Source organism: Serratia sp. JSRIV002 (assembly GCF_019968725.1).
Classification (GTDB): domain Bacteria; phylum Pseudomonadota; class Gammaproteobacteria; order Enterobacterales; family Enterobacteriaceae; genus Chania; species Chania fonticola_B.
The window spans coordinates 4,302,934-4,319,728 of the sequence record NZ_CP074143.1 but is presented as its reverse complement, the minus strand read 5'-3'; the positions used below and the strand labels follow the sequence as shown (position 1 = coordinate 4,319,728).

Sequence of the window (16,795 nt, the reverse complement as noted above, 5' to 3'; positions counted from 1 at the left end):
AATACGTCTGGTTTAGGCAAGTTTTTACTCGTTTGTTAGCGTGGAAGGTAAAGCTCCACTCAGTACTAATTGCTGAATTGTTCGAGCTGTATGGCAGTTGGCAAAAGTCACAGTATGGTACAGGTTTTTATACTGATACTATGTGGTTATTGTGCATAAACGACTATTATGATGAATGCTTGTTTTTAAAAATATAATTGAATCTTTAGGTTTTGCTTGTTCTATAGTAATCGATTAAGTTAGAATAAGAGAAATGTCAGCTGCAATAAGATAACAGTAATGCTATGAAAATCAATGAATTAATTTTGAAAAATGGATTCACTTACCAAGAGCTACTAAAATTAAAGAATCAGTATAGAGATAAAAAGAATGAAACCTATGGAAAAGGAGTAAAAGCGACAGATGATGAATCATTAAAAAACTATATTCTGCTAGTTGCTGAGCTATGCGGTGGAAATATGATATTTCTTTCCTCTGTTTTTTTTGTGATGATGTTTGGAGCTTGCTTCTTTAGTGATGATGTAAAGCAGGCTATCTTCTATTTTGTATTGTTAATTATTTTTGTTTTATTTTATATCTGGATTAATAGCAGAGGAATGAAGCTAAGTCTCTTGCTAACAGCAAAATTGGTTAGACTTCGATTCCGTATGTTTTTATATCGAGTTTCACCTCCAAAAGTAGAATGTTTTGATAAATGAATTTTTTCATTCATCATTTAGTTCATATGTACCATCGACAAAAAGAATCTTAGCTTTAACGATGGATGTACCTACCATGAAAATTCTCATTGGAACACCTTTAGTATCCCACTTAGCCCCATAATCAGGTTTAAGATTATTGAATAGCATACCAGTACCGGGTTTTTCAAACAATCCACTTGTCGCGAGTCTATTAGCATTGTTCTTTAAAACTAAGCCACGATACCCAGCATAAGCAGTTATAGCGAAATCAACAGTGCTATAAGCTAAGTCACCATATTTTTGGTCCAAGCCAGCTAATTTAGCTCCTTTTCTATAAGCATCTCTGAGTAAACCAGAGTCCTTATGCTCATGTTCATAAATAAGAGGAGATATAGACTCATATGCATTGTTTAGACCATAAGCAAATAATATAGCACCATAACCTTTCAATTTTCTTGAATGAAGTTTACGGCCAAGATTGGCCATCAATGCACCACCCACAGCTTGACCTGAACCAGTGACAACTCCCCAGCCTATTTTGGCATACTTAACCACTCCCTGATCTTCATATATATCGGTAATAAGATATTTTGTATAATTACCCTGTCTTAAAATCTGATATTCTTGACTTGCTAATTCACTTTCAGAACGCATTTCATATATTAGTCTCATGCGTTCGTTTATATCAAATGTATTTTTAAATTTACGATTGATGTTGTTTATAAACTCCTCAACTTGTCTGAGATACTCTCTTCTTGTCTGGTAATCAGGCATAAAGTAAGCAGAGGCTAATGTAGCAATACGTCTTAGGTCAGTAGCATGCCTATCTAAATCGTACTTCAAGTGAGCTATTGCAGTAGTTCCCATGATTAATACACCCTATCATCCCAGATGCTATAAGCACTTGTTCCAGCCATAACATGTTCCCAAGTGATAGATTCATATTTGATGGAAATACTTTCATCAGATTGAACCTCATTATGCGTTAATGAGTTAGGGCTAAACATTCTGATTTCAGTTAACGTCGCTCCTGTTAGTTTTATCTTAAAGAAAATTTCCAGCCCACCAGATGCATTCATTCTGTAAAACACAAACTCACAGGTTAAACGTTCATTCTGGTTCATTGCCAAGGCTAGGAGTGGAGTGGCTTTATCTATGGGTTTTCTGATTTGGAGAGGGTGGAGTTGAACGTTACTTTCACGAGTCATAAGATTAAGCAATTCAAGGACAAGGATCTGATCCTCATGTCCCTTCTGGTACTTATTTCCTATTGAATCCGGAGTTGAGCACCCCGCAGAGATCAGCCCTTGCTTGTCACCCTGGATGGTTCCGTAAATTATATTAGCCATGAAAATCCCTTACATTAAGTACAGAAAAATTTATAATATATAGAATCTGATCTAAAATCCAGTATCTAAAGGATGCTATGTATTCGCCATATAATTAAATCGGCACAAACATATTCATGGGGTGTATTGATTGGGTGGGGGAGTTATCGTTTATAACCGTATTGCCTCAGGCTTCGGTGGTACGGTATTAGGTAAAGTTATTTAGCGTAGGATCCCAGACGCTAAATCTGTCTTAGAGGCCTCGCGAGTATCTCCACACCATAAAGATTTAGCATTAGACTTTACATATATAAGCTTATAATGTAATTTTTTTAAATTAATTAACCAAAGATGTATTAGAAATGAAATCGATTAATGGAAAAACTAAAACGACGAATAGATTGCTGCTGGAGTCAGGTTTCACTCGGCATGAAATCAGGCAGGCAAAAGCCAATGCTAAAATTTTCAACCTTGATTTTATCTATTCGGTCAGGGATGTGGGGAAAAGGACCTTCAGAACGAGCGTTACTTTAACTGTGATATTAACAATCTTCACGATTGGTACCACGCTTAAAAATGGTGCCCCAGCCTTAGGGATTATCATTCTCATGTTCCTTATGTTAATCATTCCATCATATTATATAACACCAATGAGGTTCTATATTAAATCGATGTGGTTTTTTATTAAGGAGAAAATGCTAAACGTCAATGTGAGCTAGGCATTGAAACGGATATAAGCTGTAAGAAAGTAGGTTGATGGTTTTTCTCTCACATGCTATCCATACACTAGGCTTATTAGGAATCGCGATTTAGCAGTTTGGGGTTCAACGCACATACCCGCTATTTTGTAACCTTTCCAGCGCGCTCCCATCGGCGTACACCATGCCGGTAGTCAGATCGTGGAAGCCATATCGCTTATAAAATGCCAATTTGTCCGGCACCGAGTAAATAAACACTTTACCTAATGGGGCCAGATCATGCATGACGCGATCCATCAACTGCTGACCATAACCTTGCCCCTGGAAGCGCGGATGGATGGCGACATCGGCCAGATAAGCTACCGAGGTCATGTCACTGATGGCATGGGCGGTGGCCATCAACTCACCCTCAATAAAGCCCCAATAGCAGAATTGGCTATTTTGGTATACCTTCTGTAAGACCTGTGGATCACGCTCGCCCAGTCCGGCAGCGGCCAGCAATTCGCCCAACTGTTGCCAGTCGATATTACAGTTACGCAGATCGGTGATGAGCTCCACCATTCTCCCCTTAACCAATACGATCCAAATCCGCAGCATATTGCTGGATCGCACGCTGGTAGCTGCTGATCTCCGTATGTGCCGAGGTCTCTGCCAACAGGATCAGCAGGTCCGATACCGCCTGTTTGGTTTCCCCCAGATTGTAGAGCGTCATGGCGCGGAACAGCGTGATCTCCTTGGCCTGCGGGAACTCGTTTAGCCCGTCGTCGAAAGCGGTTAGCGATTTCTGGTATTCCCCCAATGCGCGATAGGTGCTACCCAGGCCCAGCCAGGCTTCCTGGCGTAACTGTGCAGGCAGGCCGTGCTGCAAGGCGGCGAGATAGCAGGGGATCGCCTGCTGTTCAAAGCCCTGCACATCGTAAAGGCACGCCAACTGGTAATGTAGCGAACCATTCAACGGTGCCTGTTGCAGCATCTGTTGGGCCAGCTCGGTGGCTTCCGGATAGCGACCTTGTTGTTTCAACTGCTCGATGGTGATACTCGAAGACATGATTTTCCCTTTCAACGGTGTTTCGCTAACTCCTGTAGCAACGTTACTCCTTCACTATTCATCCGCAAAGAAATATATACCCGGATAGATCTCTGATGAGTTTGCAATGGTGAGTTCACTCATTCTGATGGATAATGTCCTATGATTAAACAGGTTTTTTTTGACGGTAACCCGTGATATTTTTCACAAAAAATGCCTGCGGGCATACCAGTGAGTAAAAAATGACACCCCACGTTCCATCATATGTTCGACAACTTGTCACCCTGCTGCTATGGGGGATCATCTATTACCTCGCCGGATTGATCTCATTAAAATTTGACGATCCCGATTCGCCGATCGCTATTGTGTGGTTTCCCTCCGGTGTTGCGGTTGCCGCCTTTCTTTTGACTCGCTGGCGCAGTTATTTATCCCTGTTCGTCATCTTGACGTTGGCGGACTTGTTGTTGACGGAAAGCTGGCAGAATAATCCACTGATATCGCTGATCTATACCCTGCTATCCATGCCAGCCAACGTCGCGATCGCCTGGGCCGTTCGCCGCTTTGCACGGCTTAATGACGATCTCCATACAATCTTAATTTGTATCACCGCAACCGTGGTCTTCAGCGGTCTGGATGCGCTAATTATCGGTGGAGGTTATGCACTAATCCACCAGCAGCCTTTGTTCAGCTTGTTCTGGCAGAATTTTATCGCTGATGTTACCGGTATTATCTTTGCCACAGCCGTTATCATGGGGGTTGTCAATCGGCGTTTGGTTGCCGCCAGTTGCAATCTAAAAATGGGCCTTCTGGGAGGGGCACTTTGGCTGCTGCTGTGTGCTTCGATCTGGTTTATCTTCGGCTACCCACTTCTCTGGCTGCAACACAACGCCGCTGCGCTCTACTTTGCCTTGGCATGCCTCCCCATTATTCTGGCTATTATGCTGTCTGTGGCCTGGGGGAATCGTGGGGGATCTCTAGCGCTTCTCACTCTTGGGTTGGGAGTGATTTATTATACCGATAATCAGCATGGACCATTTTTTATCAAGGGGTTACATCTCAATGAGTCTCTGTTATTAGCCTTGAGCTACCTTTCCGCGACGGCGTTGTTGATCGTGTTTATCAGGGTGTTGAAGCACTCTACCAACAGTTTTAACCCAGACACTGGCCGGATAACCGGCAAGGGGGTGATTTATAGCCTCAATCCGCGGACCGGGGTTTTGCACTGGGAGGATGAGCTCGGCAGTTTGTATGAGCAGAAGGTTCCCAGCAAGCTAGACACCGTAGATGACGTGATGCAATGGGTTCACCCGCATGATCAAGGCAAACTGCGTGACCATTGGCTCCTCAATGATAGTCCTCAACCCCGTGCCCCGTTGATATTCCGTATCCAGATGCCACAGGGAGAGTGGTTGACGTTGGTGGATAACAGCTGCGTTCTGCTGGATGAGGAAGAACAGAGCATTATTGTCGGCAACTGGCAAGCAAGCCACTATCACCAGGACAGTTAAATGAACCTATTATTTGCGTATTGTGGAGAGTTGCAGCAGTGATCCAGATTGCCTTGTTATTATTCGGCGTTGATTTTGTGCGCTCCAAAGCCAAATTTTTGGGGGTAATCGGAATTATCTGGGGGCTTATGGGGATCGGTATCTTTATCGATGGCCTTGATGGTGTGCTCTATTTTCCCTTACAGGTTTTTGGTGCCCTGATGCTTCTGGAGAGCCTGGTCACGTTGAGTATTGCCTCCAGCGGGGTTGGGGCGCAGAAAGCCGTGCTCTACTTCAAGGGGGGGATCTTTTGTGTTGTCGCACTGTTGATTCTGGCGAACAAACCCTACAGTAATCTGCTCCTGGCAATTCTATTTGGTTTCTCCTATTTCGTTATCGGCTTGTTTATGGTCGCTTCTGCCTGGATCGTCCGGTTTCCACGTTGGAGGAATGCGCTGGTCAGCGGCATTGCTCAAATACTGTTCGCCATGCTCTTATTTAGCCCTTATCCGGCGCACTATAAGGCCACCATATCGTTTTTCCTGGGCACATTGATGGTTTTCAGTGGCATCAATATCCTGAAATTAGCCAGGCGGGCCAACCTGTTAAGGGAAGGCACCTCGGTGTTTGAATTGTTGGCACCCACCGAGATGTTATATGCCTTTGGAAAGAAATCGGCGGCTCGGCCAGCCGAGGTGGTTGCTCCCAGCATTGATTTTAAACAGCCTTTAACCGTCCATATCTGGACTCCGGAAGGAACGGCGAGTGCGGCCCCAATCCCCCGGCCAGTCATTAATCGCTATATCGCGGCAGTAGATGCTCAAGGGGTTATCTCTACCGGGCATGCTGCATTGGAACTGGTACCGAGCATCTACATCAGCCTGTATCCAGCGGCAGATATCGATCGTTCTCCTTCAGAGTTCCTCAATGTGTTGAAGGCGACGCGAGAAAATGACGTGCCCGGCACCTTCCAGCCGGACTATGTTACCGAGGCGACCAACTGGTGCGATTCGAATCGGCAGATCCAGTTTCACCGTTATAACAGCTCGGCACTGCTACGTTTTTGGAGCGGCTATCAGCAGACAAAAGTCTACAACCTGACGTCGCGTAACTGCTCCAGTAGTGTTGCCTATGCCTTGGAAGCCTCACTGGATGGCGTGCTTGCCAAACAGAGTAAAAGCTGGCTGGGTACCTTACGTATTTTGACCATGCCGGAACTGTGGATTGCCGCGCAGGTACGCAGACGGGCACTCTCAATGGCCTGGACGCCGGGGCTGGTGATGGATTACGCCCGAGCGCTGCGACATATTGTTCACCCCGTGCCTCAGCCATGGTATCAGCGTATTCTCAAGCGCAGGCAGCCGGAAAAAGAGGGATAGCGACGCGTCATGATTATTTTACAACAATAATCAGCCACACAATTGTTTTGGCTAAGGCAGACCGCGGATCATCCAAATTATTCGGCGGGTTTCGTTAAAAAAGTAACATCCGGGTAGGTTTTTGATTAATCTGAAAATATGCTCCGCTCCTGGGTTTTGTTAACTGGCATCGTTCCCAAAAGGCTTCACTTGGTCAAAAAACAGGCGTAGAATCCCTGCGTCCAATAACTGGAGGTTATGAAGTATCATGGTTGATCGAGAGTTAACAAATTGGAAAGACTTTATTGATGAGATGTTGGGTAACTAACACCATATAGGGTTTAAAGCTTGAATAAGGCTATTGGGTTTGTTTTTATTTAAAGCACCTAGGGTAACAATATTAAGTCTTTAGCAAAGCAGCCTCGGTTTCCCGAAGCTGCTTTTTTTACGCCTGCTATTGGCTATCGTGATGGTGAGGCAGCGCCTTACCAGGGAAGCGGCGGCGTACCAATACGAAGAACAGCGGCACAAAGAAAATTGCCAGAACGGTGGCTGAAATCATACCGCCCATCACTCCGGTACCTACTGCATGCTGGCTGCCAGAACCCGCACCGGAACTGATGGCCATTGGCAGAACGCCGAAGATAAACGCCAGTGAGGTCATCAGGATAGGGCGCAAACGCAGGCGCGAGGCTTCCAGCGTTGCCTCCAGCAAATCCTGGCCTTTACTGTTCAGTTCGTTGGCAAATTCCACGATCAGAATGGCGTTCTTGGCCGACAGCCCGATAATCGTCAATAGTCCCACCTGGAAGTACACATCGTTTTCCAGCCCGCGCAGCCAGGTGGCCGTGACGGCACCGATCACCCCCAGCGGTACCACCAACATGACCGAGAACGGGATCGACCAGCTTTCATACAGGGCCGCCAGACACAGGAATACCACTAACAGCGAGATGGCATACAGCGCCGGTGCCTGGGAACCGGACAGGCGTTCCTGGTAAGACATTGCGGTCCATTCCAGACCGAAACCGGTCGGTAGCTGGCTGACGAGTTTTTCCATTTCATCCATCGCGGTACCGGTACTGACGCCCGGGGCAGCCTCACCCACGATTTCTACCGTGGAGTTACCGTTGTAGCGTTCCAGACGCGGTGAACCATATTCCCAATGGGAGGTAGCAAAGGCGGAGAAGGGCACCATCCCACCGCTGTCGTTACGCACGTACCACTTGTTGATGTCCTCTGGCAGCATGCGGAAGGGCGCTCCGGCCTGGACGTACACTTTCTTCACTCGCCCGCGGTCTAAAAAGTCGTTGACGTAGGTGGAGCCCCAGGCGGTTGACAAGGTGCTGTTGATATCGTCGATCGACACGCCCAGCGCCTGCGCCTTGCGTTGGTCGATATCGATCTGCAACTGCGGGCTGTCATCAAGACCATTATGGCGCACGCGCGATAGCTGCGGGTTTTGCCCAGCCAACTGCAGTAATTGATCGCGAGCCTCCATCAGCTTGACGTGCCCCAGCCCGGCGTGGTCTTCCAACTGCATATCGAAGCCCGAAGAGTTCCCCAGCCCGGTGATTGCTGGCGGGCTGCTGGCAATAACGCGCGCTTCGTTAATATTGCTAAAGGCTTTGGTAGCTCGCTCGATGATATCGAACGAACTATTGGCTCCCGAACTGCGTAGATCCCAGTCCTTCAGGCGCAAGAACAGGCGTGCGACGTTCTGGCCGTTGCCGCCTGGCCCGGCACCGATGGTGGAGAACACTGACAGCACGTCGGCTTTCTCTTCGGTCAGGAAGTAGTGCTCGACCTTTTCCACCACCTTGGTGGTTTGCTGAAGTGTGGAGCCTGCTGGCAGCTGCACCTGCACGGTGAACACGCCACGGTCTTCCTGCGGCAGGAACGAGGTCGGCAGTTTGATAAACAGCACCGCCATACCGGCCAACAGCAACAGGTAGATCACCATGTAGCGGGCACTGTGGTGCAGCACGCGCGCTACCCCACGTTCATAGCGTTCGGTATTGCGGTTGAACATGCGGTTAAACCAGCCGAAGAAACCGCGCTTGCCGTGATGATGGCCTTTGGCGATCGGCTGGAGAATAGTGGCGCACAGCGCTGGGGTGAGGATCATGGCGACCAGCACCGAAAGCACCATTGCGGAAACGATAGTGATCGAGAACTGGCGATAAATGGCGCCGGTGGTGCCGCCGAAGAAGGCCATAGGAATAAATACCGCCGAAAGCACCATGGCAATCCCCACCAGCGCGCCCTGGATCTGCCCCATGGATTTACGGGTGGCGTCCCTGGGGGAGAGACCTTCCTCGCTCATCACGCGTTCCACGTTTTCCACCACCACGATGGCGTCATCCACCAATAGGCCGATCGCCAGCACCATGGCAAACATCGTCAGGGTGTTGATGCTGTAGCCGAAGGCCGAAAGGATGGCAAAGGTGCCCAACAGCACCACCGGAACGGCGATAGTGGGAATTAGCGTGGCGCGGAAGTTCTGCAAGAACAGGTACATGACTAAAAACACCAGCAAAATGGCTTCCAGCAGGGTTTTTACCACATCATGGATCGACGCCTGCACGAACGGCGTCGTCTCATAGGCGATCTTGGCTTCCAGCCCGTGGGGGAAATAGTGTGAAAGCTCGGCGATCTTGGCTTTCACCAACTGGTCGGTTTGCAATTCGTTGGCACCGGAAGCCAGCTTGATGTTCATCCCGGCGGCCTGCAATCCGTTGTAACGGCTGAGGTAGTTATAGTTTTCCCCGCCCAATTCCACCGTGGCAACGTCACCCAGGGTGACCAGCGAACCGTCCCGATTGACGCGCAGCGTGATCTGGCGGAACTGCTCCGGCGTTTGCAACTGGGATTGAGCGTTGATGGTGGCGTTTAGCGCCTGCTGATCCACGGAAGGGGATCCGCCCAACTGGCCCACCGCGACCTGGGTGTTCTGCGAACTGATGGCGCTGACTACATCCTGAGTGGTCAGCTGATAGCTGGTGAGCTTGTTCGGATCCAGCCAGATACGCATGGCGTATTGTGAACCGTAAACGTCCATGCTGCCCACGCCGTTAATGCGGCTGAGGGGGTCTTGCAGATTGGAGACGATGTAGTCCGCGATGTCCTGCTTATCCATGCTGCCATCGTTGGAGACAAATGCCACCATCATCAGCGTGGTATCGCCCGATTTTGACACCGTTACGCCTTGTTGCTGTACCGCCTGTGGCAACCGCTTGATGGCGGCTTGCAGCTTGTTTTGTACTTGTTGCATTGCCTCGTTGGGATCGGTGCCGGCATCAAAGGTCAGCGTAACCGAGGCCTGGCCGGTATTGGTGCTCTGGGACGACATATACATCATGTTGTCGAGGCCGGTCATGTTCTGTTCGATAATCTGGGTAACGGTATTTTCCAGCGTCTGTGCCGATGCGCCTGGATAGGAGGCGCTGATACGCACGTTTGGCGGAGCGAGGTTCGGATATTGTTCGACAGGCAGAGAAAAAATCGCCAACGTCCCCGTCAGGCAAAGAATAATTGCCAGAACCCAGGCAAAAATCGGGCGATCAATAAAAAAATTGGCCATGCGGCATGAACCTCGTTGTGACTTATTCTATTTTTGACTGCATCAGTTATGCTTACGCCTGGCACTGACTGGTGGCCGGGCTGTCGCAGGATTTGATTGTACCCAAAGGTGCTACTGCACTTTACTCGTCGAGCGCAGATAAAGCGTGGAGAAAAAAAGGAGATAATGTAAATAACAGTAGTAGAAATCTACAGTTACACATTGCATCGCCACGAAACGCGCCATTATGGCGATTTTATTGCGTTACGGTGAAATAATCAGGATGTTTTCCTCAGCAGGAGTTAAGCATGGAAATTAACCCGGTATTTGCTCGTCGTCTTTATCTGTGTTGGCTGATCAGCAGCAATGAACGCCCTAACGTTCCGCGCCTGATGGAACTGACCGGTTGGCCGCGCCGTACGTTGCAGGATGTACTCAAAGCTTTGCCAGGCCTGGGCCTGGAGTTGCAGTTTGTGCAGCAGGGGAAGCGTAATAATGAAGGCTATTACCAGTTGGTAAACTGGGGCCCGTTAAGCCAAAGCTGGGTTATTCAGCATCATGAGATGCTGCTGGCGGCCATTGGTTGAATGTTCCCCGGCGTGCCGGGGAAGCATTACTGGCTTTTCGCTTCCAGATACATCACGGTCGCTGCCACGCGTGAGCGCACGTTGAGCTTGCGCAGCATATTGCGGATGTGCACTTTCACCGTCTCTTCAGAAATATGCAACTGCGCCGCGACCTGCTTGTTTGACATGCCACGCGCCACTTCCTGCAACACATCCAGTTCACGCTCGGTGAGAGCGGCAAAGGGATCGTGTTGCTCGCTGCGTGACGAAAGATAGTCCGCTACCGCATCGCTAATCACGTTCTGGCCCTCGGCAGCCTGGCGAATATGCTCCAGCAACTGTTCTGGCTCGCTGTCTTTCAGCAGGTAGCCATCGGCGCCCGCATCGATCAGCGCATAGACGTCGCTGCGGGAGTCGGAAACGGTCAGCACGATAATGCGTGCATCTACCCCTTCATCGCGCAGTGCTTTCAGCGTATCCAGCCCGGAAAGCCCCTTCATGTTCAGATCGAGCAGGATCACGTCTGGCGTGAACTGCGCGGCCAGGGCGATCGCCTCAGCACCGCCGCTGGCTTCTGCCACTACGGTGAAAGTAGGATCTAGCCCCAGCAACTGTTTGATGCCACGGCGCATCAATGGGTGATCGTCCACGATCATTACTCGGTAATTATTCATCACAATAAAACGTGCTCCCTGTAGCGAGTAAAGCCACTGCCTACTGCCGGCAGTAAAGCTGACTCTTAAAATATAGTAGTAATTAGCATTGTCGCTCGGCTCGAATGGCCGCCGTGCAATGCTGTTAGCCCTTATGGCGGGAAGCTAAGACAGACCTCCGTGCCCCCGGCATTGCCACGCCTGATATGTAACGTCCCGTTCAGGCGCGATGCGCGTTCGCTCATAATGGTTAGCCCGTAATGGCCTTCCGGTTCATCCAGGCTGTCGATGCCGCAGCCGTCGTCACAAATGGTGATCTCGTTGTCGCCGCTGGGGGAGACTTCGCAATGGATCACAATTTCCTGTGCATCGGCGTGTTTGATGGCATTAAGCACGGCTTCACGCACGATCTGTAGCGCATGAACCTGTTGTTGGGCATTCAACGCCTGTGAGGCTAACCGACAGTGTAACTGAATCCGCGCGCTGGTCAGCAGTTTTAATGGTTCCAATACCTGCTGCAACGCGGCGTTCAGATCGGCATCCTGAATGCTCAACCGGAAGGTGGCCAGTAGTTCGCGCAATTGGCGATAGGCATCCGCCAGCGCCCGATCAAAATCATCAATGATCTCATCCGCCTGCGATGAATGGCCTGTCAGGGTACGTTTGAGCAAGGTAAGCTGGATGCGCAGGAAAGTGAGGGCCTGGGCTAACGAATCGTGTAGTTCACGGGCAATGGTGGCGCGTTCCTCCATCAGTAGGAACTGCATATGCTGCTTTTGTGCGCGGTTAAAGTAAACCCCGCGGCTGAGCATATTGGTCACGCTTTGCATCAGGTGCGGGTGGGGCGGCTGTTGCTCATGTTGCCAGCTCAGGCTACCCAAGGGTTTGTTGTCTTGCATGATCACCTGTGAATGCCAGGCCAGTTCCGCCACGGGTTCACCACTGCTGACCTGCCATTGGCTTAGGCTGTCTTCCACATTGAGCCGGATACAATGTAATTGTTCGCTTAGCTTGATGATATGCAAGACCTTCTCAAACGCCCGCTGATCCAACTGCCCAACGCTCAGCGCCTGGGAGCAGCTGTAGAGCACCTCCAGCGTGCGGTTGGCCTGCTGTAGGCGCTCGGTTTTTTCCTGCACCTTTTGTTCCAGTGACTGGTAGAGCTTCGCCAATTCGCCAGACATGGTGGTGAAGGTTTGCGACAGGACGCCCAGTTCGTTTGGCAATGAAACGTCGAGCGGCGGATGATTAAAGTCACGTTGTTGCATACGCAGGCTGGCGTCCACCAGGCGTTTGAGCGGGGTGACCACTTGGCGGCGCATAAAGCGGATGCAGAACAGCACCAGGGCAATGATGGCGATGTAGCCCATCACGCTGATCGTCGCTACGATGGTCAGTTTTTGTTCGGAGTAGCGCTGCAAAGCCAAGACAAAATGGTCGATCTGGTTAACATAGCTGGCCACGTTGGCCTGATAGTTTTCCGGGTTCCCGGCCAGGATCTGTTTTTCCAGTACCAGCCAGGCCTGGCGCAGCGTCAGGTATTTTTGCCGCACATCGTCAGGCACATAAAATCGATCGAGTTTAAGCAAGGCCGGAGCCATCAGCGACTGCTGATACTGCACCAGGTGCTGCTGCACTTCAGCGGAACCGTTAGTGAGCTCATACGCCAACCGGTAGCTCTGCATGCGCAACGATCCCGCGATATTGATCGCTTCGGCATCTTGCAGGCTGCCGGCCACGGTAGTCAGTGCCAGTCCGGTGGACAGCACGGAAAGGATCACGATACTTATCAGCGCCTTCGCCAGGCTGCCGGTCACTGAGCGTTTTACGAGCAATTAAGCGTCCTTCTGGTTATAGGCCTGAGTGTTATGCGCCGTCAAATTATAACTTTTGCTGGCAAAAAGCATGGCGATTTTGAGCAAACGGCCGATTTAGCGCCAAAAAAAATCTTCGCTATATAATCAATTAAATAGCGATTTGGCGGTCTACCGTTGGCAAAATGCCCTATATCGGCTATCAGTGATTGATCTGGCGCAAGTAATACCTACTTTTACCTATTTAGGGTGATTATCTACCCCCTCCGATAAGCCTATTTTATCCTTGCCTCTTACCCGAGGTGCGAGACAAAAAATAATAAAGTCACACTATAATAATTTTTTACACGCGCGCGTGTTGCCAACTTTGAAGGATAACCCGAATGGCCGAATTGTCGCGACGCAGATTGCTCAGCGGACAATGGCGTCATCAAACTGATGCGATCCGTCCCCCGTGGTCGCGTGAAGCCCCTCTCTTCCTTGCGGGTTGTACTCGGTGCCAGGCCTGCGTTAATGCCTGCGAAACCGGCGTATTGATCAGTGGCAGTGGCGGTTATCCCGAAATCGATTTCCAACGCGCGGAATGTACCTTTTGCCGACAATGCGCAGATGCCTGCGAAGCCCCACTGTTTTACCCACCCCAGCACCAACCCTGGCAACAAGTGGCCTCGTTTTCGGCCGTTTGCCTGGCGATGCAGGGGGTAGAGTGTCGCAGCTGTCAGGACAGTTGTGAAACGCAGGCAATCCGTTTTCGGCCACGGTTAGGCGGCATAGCCCAACCGGCGCTCGAGGCGGCGGCGTGCAATGGTTGCGGTGCCTGCGTTGCCGGTTGCCCGACCTCGGCGATTGCAATAACCCGGAGTGAAAATAATGAGCAGTGAATGGCACGTAAGCGGGTTGATGGTGCAGGCCCGGCCTGACAAATTCCCGGCGCTGATCTCGGCGCTGCTGGCAATCCCTGATACGGAAATTCCGGCACAGGATCAACAGCAGGGCAAACTGGTCGTCGTTATGCAAGCAGCACGCTCCCAGGCGTTGCTGGAAAAAATTGAGTCGGCGCGCAATCTGGAAGGCGTGTTGGCAGTGTCGCTGGTTTATCACCAGCAGGATGAGCAAGGTGAGGTAATGCCATGAAACTCAGTCGTCGAGACTTCATGAAAGCGAACGCTGCCGCGGCTGCTGCCGCAGCTGCCGGGCTGACGATCCCAACGGTTGCCCAGGCCGTGGTCGGCAGTGGTGACGAAATCAAATGGGATAAAGCACCTTGCCGTTTCTGCGGCACCGGGTGTGGCGTTCTGGTCGGCACCCAAAATGGCCGCATCGTGGCTTCGCAGGGCGATCCGGATGCTCCGGTTAACCGGGGCCTGAACTGTATCAAAGGCTACTTCCTGCCCAAGATCATGTACGGCAAGGATCGACTGACACAGCCAATGCTGCGCATGAAGAACGGGCAGTACGACAAAGAAGGTGAGTTTACTCCCATCACTTGGGAAAAAGCCTTCGATGTTATGGAAGAAAAATTCAAAGGGGCCCTGAAAGAAAAAGGGCCAGAGGCGGTAGGCATGTTCGGCTCCGGCCAGTGGACGGTATGGGAAGGCTATGCGGCCTCCAAACTGTTCAAAGCGGGTCTGCGTTCCAACAACCTCGATCCAAACGCTCGCCACTGCATGGCTTCTGCCGTGGTCGGCTTTATGCGCACCTTTGGCATGGATGAACCGATGGGCTGCTACGATGATATCGAGCAGGCCGACGCCTTCGTGCTGTGGGGCTCCAATATGGCGGAAATGCACCCGATCCTGTGGTCGCGCATTACCAACCGCCGCCTGGGCAACGATAAGGTCAACGTCTCGGTACTTTCCACCTTTGAACACCGCAGCTTCGAGCTGGCGGATAACGGCATGGTGTTTACCCCGCAGACCGATCTGGCGATCATGAACTACATCGCCAACTACATTATTCAGAACAATGCGGTTGACCAGGATTTCCTCAAGCAGCACGTCAATATCCGCAAAGGGGCGACCGATATCGGTTACGGCCTGCGCCCAACCCACCCGTTGGAGAAAGCGGCCAAGAACCCAGGGAGCGATGCTTCGGAGCCGATGAGCTTCGAAGATTACAAGGCCTTTGTGGCGGAGTACACGCTGGATAAAACCGCTGAGTTAAGCGGTGTGCCGAAAGACCAACTGGAAGCCTTGGCCAAACTGTATGCCGACCCGAATGTGAAAGTCGTCTCTTACTGGACGATGGGCTTCAACCAGCATACCCGCGGCGTCTGGGCCAATAACCTGTGCTACAACCTGCACCTGCTGACCGGTAAGATCTCCAAGCCGGGCTGTGGGCCGTTCTCACTCACTGGCCAGCCTTCTGCCTGTGGTACCGCGCGTGAAGTGGGGACGTTCTCCCACCGCCTGCCAGCGGACATGGTCGTGACCAACGAGAAGCACCGCCAGATTGCCGAACAGAAATGGCAACTGCCAGCTGGCACCATCCCGGAAAAAGTCGGGCTGCATGCGGTTGCGCAGGACCGTGCGTTGAAAGACGGCAAGCTGAACGCCTACTGGGTGATGTGTAACAACAACATGCAGGCCGGGCCAAACATTAACGAAGATCGTATGCCGGGCTGGCGCGATCCGCGCAACTTTATCGTGGTTTCCGATCCGTACCCAACGGTGAGCGCATTGGCCGCCGACCTGATCCTGCCTACTGCGATGTGGGTAGAGAAAGAAGGGGCTTACGGTAACGCCGAGCGCCGTACTCAGTTCTGGCATCAGCAGGTGAAAGCGCCTGGCGAGGCCAAGTCTGACCTGTGGCAGTTGGTGGAATTTGCCAAACGCTTCAAGGTGGAAGAAGTGTGGCCTGCGGAGCTGATTAACCAGAAGCCGGAATACCGGGGTAAAACCTTGTACGACGTCCTGTTCGTTAACGGTGAAGTGAACAAGTACAAGCTGGAAGAGATCCCGGCCGACCAGTTGAACGACGAGTCGCGCGACTTCGGTTTTTACATCCAGAAAGGGCTGTTTGAAGAGTATGCCGGGTTTGGCCGTGGCCATGGTCACGATCTGGCGGCCTTTGATATGTACCATAAGGCGCGCGGTTTACGCTGGCCGGTGGTGGATGGCAAGGAAACCCTGTGGCGTTACCGTGAAGGGACCGATCCTTATGTGAAGGCAGGTGAAAGCGTGCGCTTCTATGGTAAGCCAGACGGCAAAGCCGTGATCTTCGCACTACCGTTCGAGCCAGCGGCGGAAAGCCCGGATCAGGAGTTCGATCTGTGGTTGTCCACTGGCCGCGTGCTGGAACATTGGCACACCGGTTCGATGACTCGCCGGGTGCCAGAATTGCACAGAGCCTTCCCAGAGGCGGTGCTGTTTATCCATCCGCTGGACGCCAAGAGCCGCAATCTGCGCCGTGGTGACAAGGTGAAGGTAGTGTCACGCCGTGGTGAAGTGGTGAGCATCGTCGAAACCCGTGGCCGTAACCGTGTGCCGAAAGGCCTGGTGTATATGCCGTTCTTTGATGCCGCGCAACTGGTCAATAATCTGACGCTGGACGCTACCGATCCGCTGTCGAAAGAGACCGACTTCAAGAAGTGTGCGGTAAAACTGGAGAAGGTATAAGGCCA

Annotated in this window: 15 protein-coding genes; 8 read left to right on the top strand and 7 right to left on the bottom strand. The window is 51.1% G+C overall.

Features of this window, described 5'->3' with window-relative positions; translation table 11 throughout:
- The first annotated feature begins 284 nt into the window (after positions 1 to 284).
- Positions 285 to 698 (top strand): hypothetical protein, encoded by a 414-nt coding sequence (locus KGP26_RS20335; RefSeq protein ID WP_223664519.1) that lies wholly within the window; start codon positions 285 to 287, stop codon positions 696 to 698.
- Positions 699 to 704: 6 nt separating this feature from the next.
- On the opposite strand, the gene KGP26_RS20330 is transcribed toward KGP26_RS20335, so the two are convergent.
- The 4 genes from KGP26_RS20330 to KGP26_RS20315 all read right to left on the bottom strand — a co-directional run bounded on the left by KGP26_RS20330 (position 705) and on the right by KGP26_RS20315 (position 3,754).
- On the bottom strand, positions 705 to 1,547 hold the full coding sequence (locus KGP26_RS20330; protein WP_223664518.1) for a DUF4225 domain-containing protein: 843 nt from the start codon (positions 1,545 to 1,547) through the stop codon (positions 705 to 707).
- Between the two features lie 2 nt (positions 1,548 to 1,549).
- A complete protein-coding gene (locus KGP26_RS20325) occupies positions 1,550 to 2,029 on the bottom strand; it encodes an Hcp family type VI secretion system effector (protein ID WP_094982739.1) in 480 nt (159 codons plus the stop codon).
- A gap of 803 nt (positions 2,030 to 2,832) precedes the next feature.
- Positions 2,833 to 3,264, bottom strand: coding sequence for a GNAT family N-acetyltransferase (locus tag KGP26_RS20320; RefSeq protein ID WP_094982798.1), 432 nt, complete (start codon positions 3,262 to 3,264; stop codon positions 2,833 to 2,835).
- Between the two features lie 10 nt (positions 3,265 to 3,274).
- The gene (locus KGP26_RS20315) at positions 3,275 to 3,754 is read right to left on the bottom strand and encodes a tetratricopeptide repeat protein (protein ID WP_209529249.1); all 480 of its coding nucleotides are present in this window, start codon (positions 3,752 to 3,754) and stop codon (positions 3,275 to 3,277) included.
- 221 nt (positions 3,755 to 3,975) lie between these two features.
- Here KGP26_RS20315 and KGP26_RS20310 point away from each other — a divergent pair, with 221 nt between their 5' ends.
- From KGP26_RS20310 to ypfM, 3 genes are all read left to right on the top strand, one after another.
- On the top strand, positions 3,976 to 5,241 hold the full coding sequence (locus KGP26_RS20310) for an MASE1 domain-containing protein (RefSeq protein WP_223664517.1): 1,266 nt from the start codon (positions 3,976 to 3,978) through the stop codon (positions 5,239 to 5,241).
- 38 nt (positions 5,242 to 5,279) lie between these two features.
- A complete protein-coding gene (locus tag KGP26_RS20305; protein WP_094982735.1) occupies positions 5,280 to 6,599 on the top strand; it encodes an HdeD family acid-resistance protein in 1,320 nt (439 codons plus the stop codon).
- 247 nt (positions 6,600 to 6,846) lie between these two features.
- Positions 6,847 to 6,906 carry a protein YpfM gene (ypfM, locus tag KGP26_RS30445; protein WP_138106377.1) on the top strand — a complete coding sequence of 20 codons (60 nt, stop codon included), beginning with the start codon at positions 6,847 to 6,849 and terminating at the stop codon, positions 6,904 to 6,906.
- A gap of 126 nt (positions 6,907 to 7,032) precedes the next feature.
- On the opposite strand, the gene acrD is transcribed toward ypfM, so the two are convergent.
- Positions 7,033 to 10,161 (bottom strand): multidrug efflux RND transporter permease AcrD, encoded by a 3,129-nt coding sequence (gene acrD / locus KGP26_RS20295; protein ID WP_209524199.1) that lies wholly within the window; start codon positions 10,159 to 10,161, stop codon positions 7,033 to 7,035.
- 287 nt (positions 10,162 to 10,448) lie between these two features.
- On the opposite strand from acrD, the gene KGP26_RS20290 reads away from it, so the two are divergent.
- Complete coding sequence (locus KGP26_RS20290) at positions 10,449 to 10,727, top strand: helix-turn-helix domain-containing protein (RefSeq protein ID WP_223664516.1); 279 nt, start codon at positions 10,449 to 10,451, stop codon at positions 10,725 to 10,727.
- 26 nt (positions 10,728 to 10,753) lie between these two features.
- On the opposite strand, the gene narP is transcribed toward KGP26_RS20290, so the two are convergent.
- On the bottom strand, positions 10,754 to 11,386 hold the full coding sequence (narP, locus tag KGP26_RS20285) for a nitrate/nitrite response regulator protein NarP (RefSeq protein WP_059201467.1): 633 nt from the start codon (positions 11,384 to 11,386) through the stop codon (positions 10,754 to 10,756).
- Between the two features lie 125 nt (positions 11,387 to 11,511).
- Positions 11,512 to 13,194, bottom strand: a complete 1,683-nt coding sequence (gene narQ / locus KGP26_RS20280; RefSeq protein WP_021807094.1) for a nitrate/nitrite two-component system sensor histidine kinase NarQ — start codon at positions 13,192 to 13,194, stop codon at positions 11,512 to 11,514.
- 362 nt (positions 13,195 to 13,556) lie between these two features.
- On the opposite strand from narQ, the gene napF reads away from it, so the two are divergent.
- From napF to napA, 3 genes are read left to right on the top strand one after another with little or no spacing between them, the layout of a single operon-like run.
- On the top strand, positions 13,557 to 14,054 hold the full coding sequence (gene napF, locus KGP26_RS20275) for a ferredoxin-type protein NapF (RefSeq protein WP_021807093.1): 498 nt from the start codon (positions 13,557 to 13,559) through the stop codon (positions 14,052 to 14,054).
- Positions 14,041 to 14,307: a chaperone NapD gene (gene napD / locus KGP26_RS20270; protein ID WP_166735081.1), complete on the top strand. Its 267-nt coding sequence runs from the start codon at positions 14,041 to 14,043 to the stop codon at positions 14,305 to 14,307. Before napF ends, napD begins: the two co-directional genes overlap by 14 nt.
- Positions 14,304 to 16,790, top strand: a complete 2,487-nt coding sequence (napA, locus tag KGP26_RS20265; RefSeq protein WP_024527084.1) for a nitrate reductase catalytic subunit NapA — start codon at positions 14,304 to 14,306, stop codon at positions 16,788 to 16,790. Before napD ends, napA begins: the two co-directional genes overlap by 4 nt.
- Positions 16,791 to 16,795 lie beyond the last annotated feature (5 nt).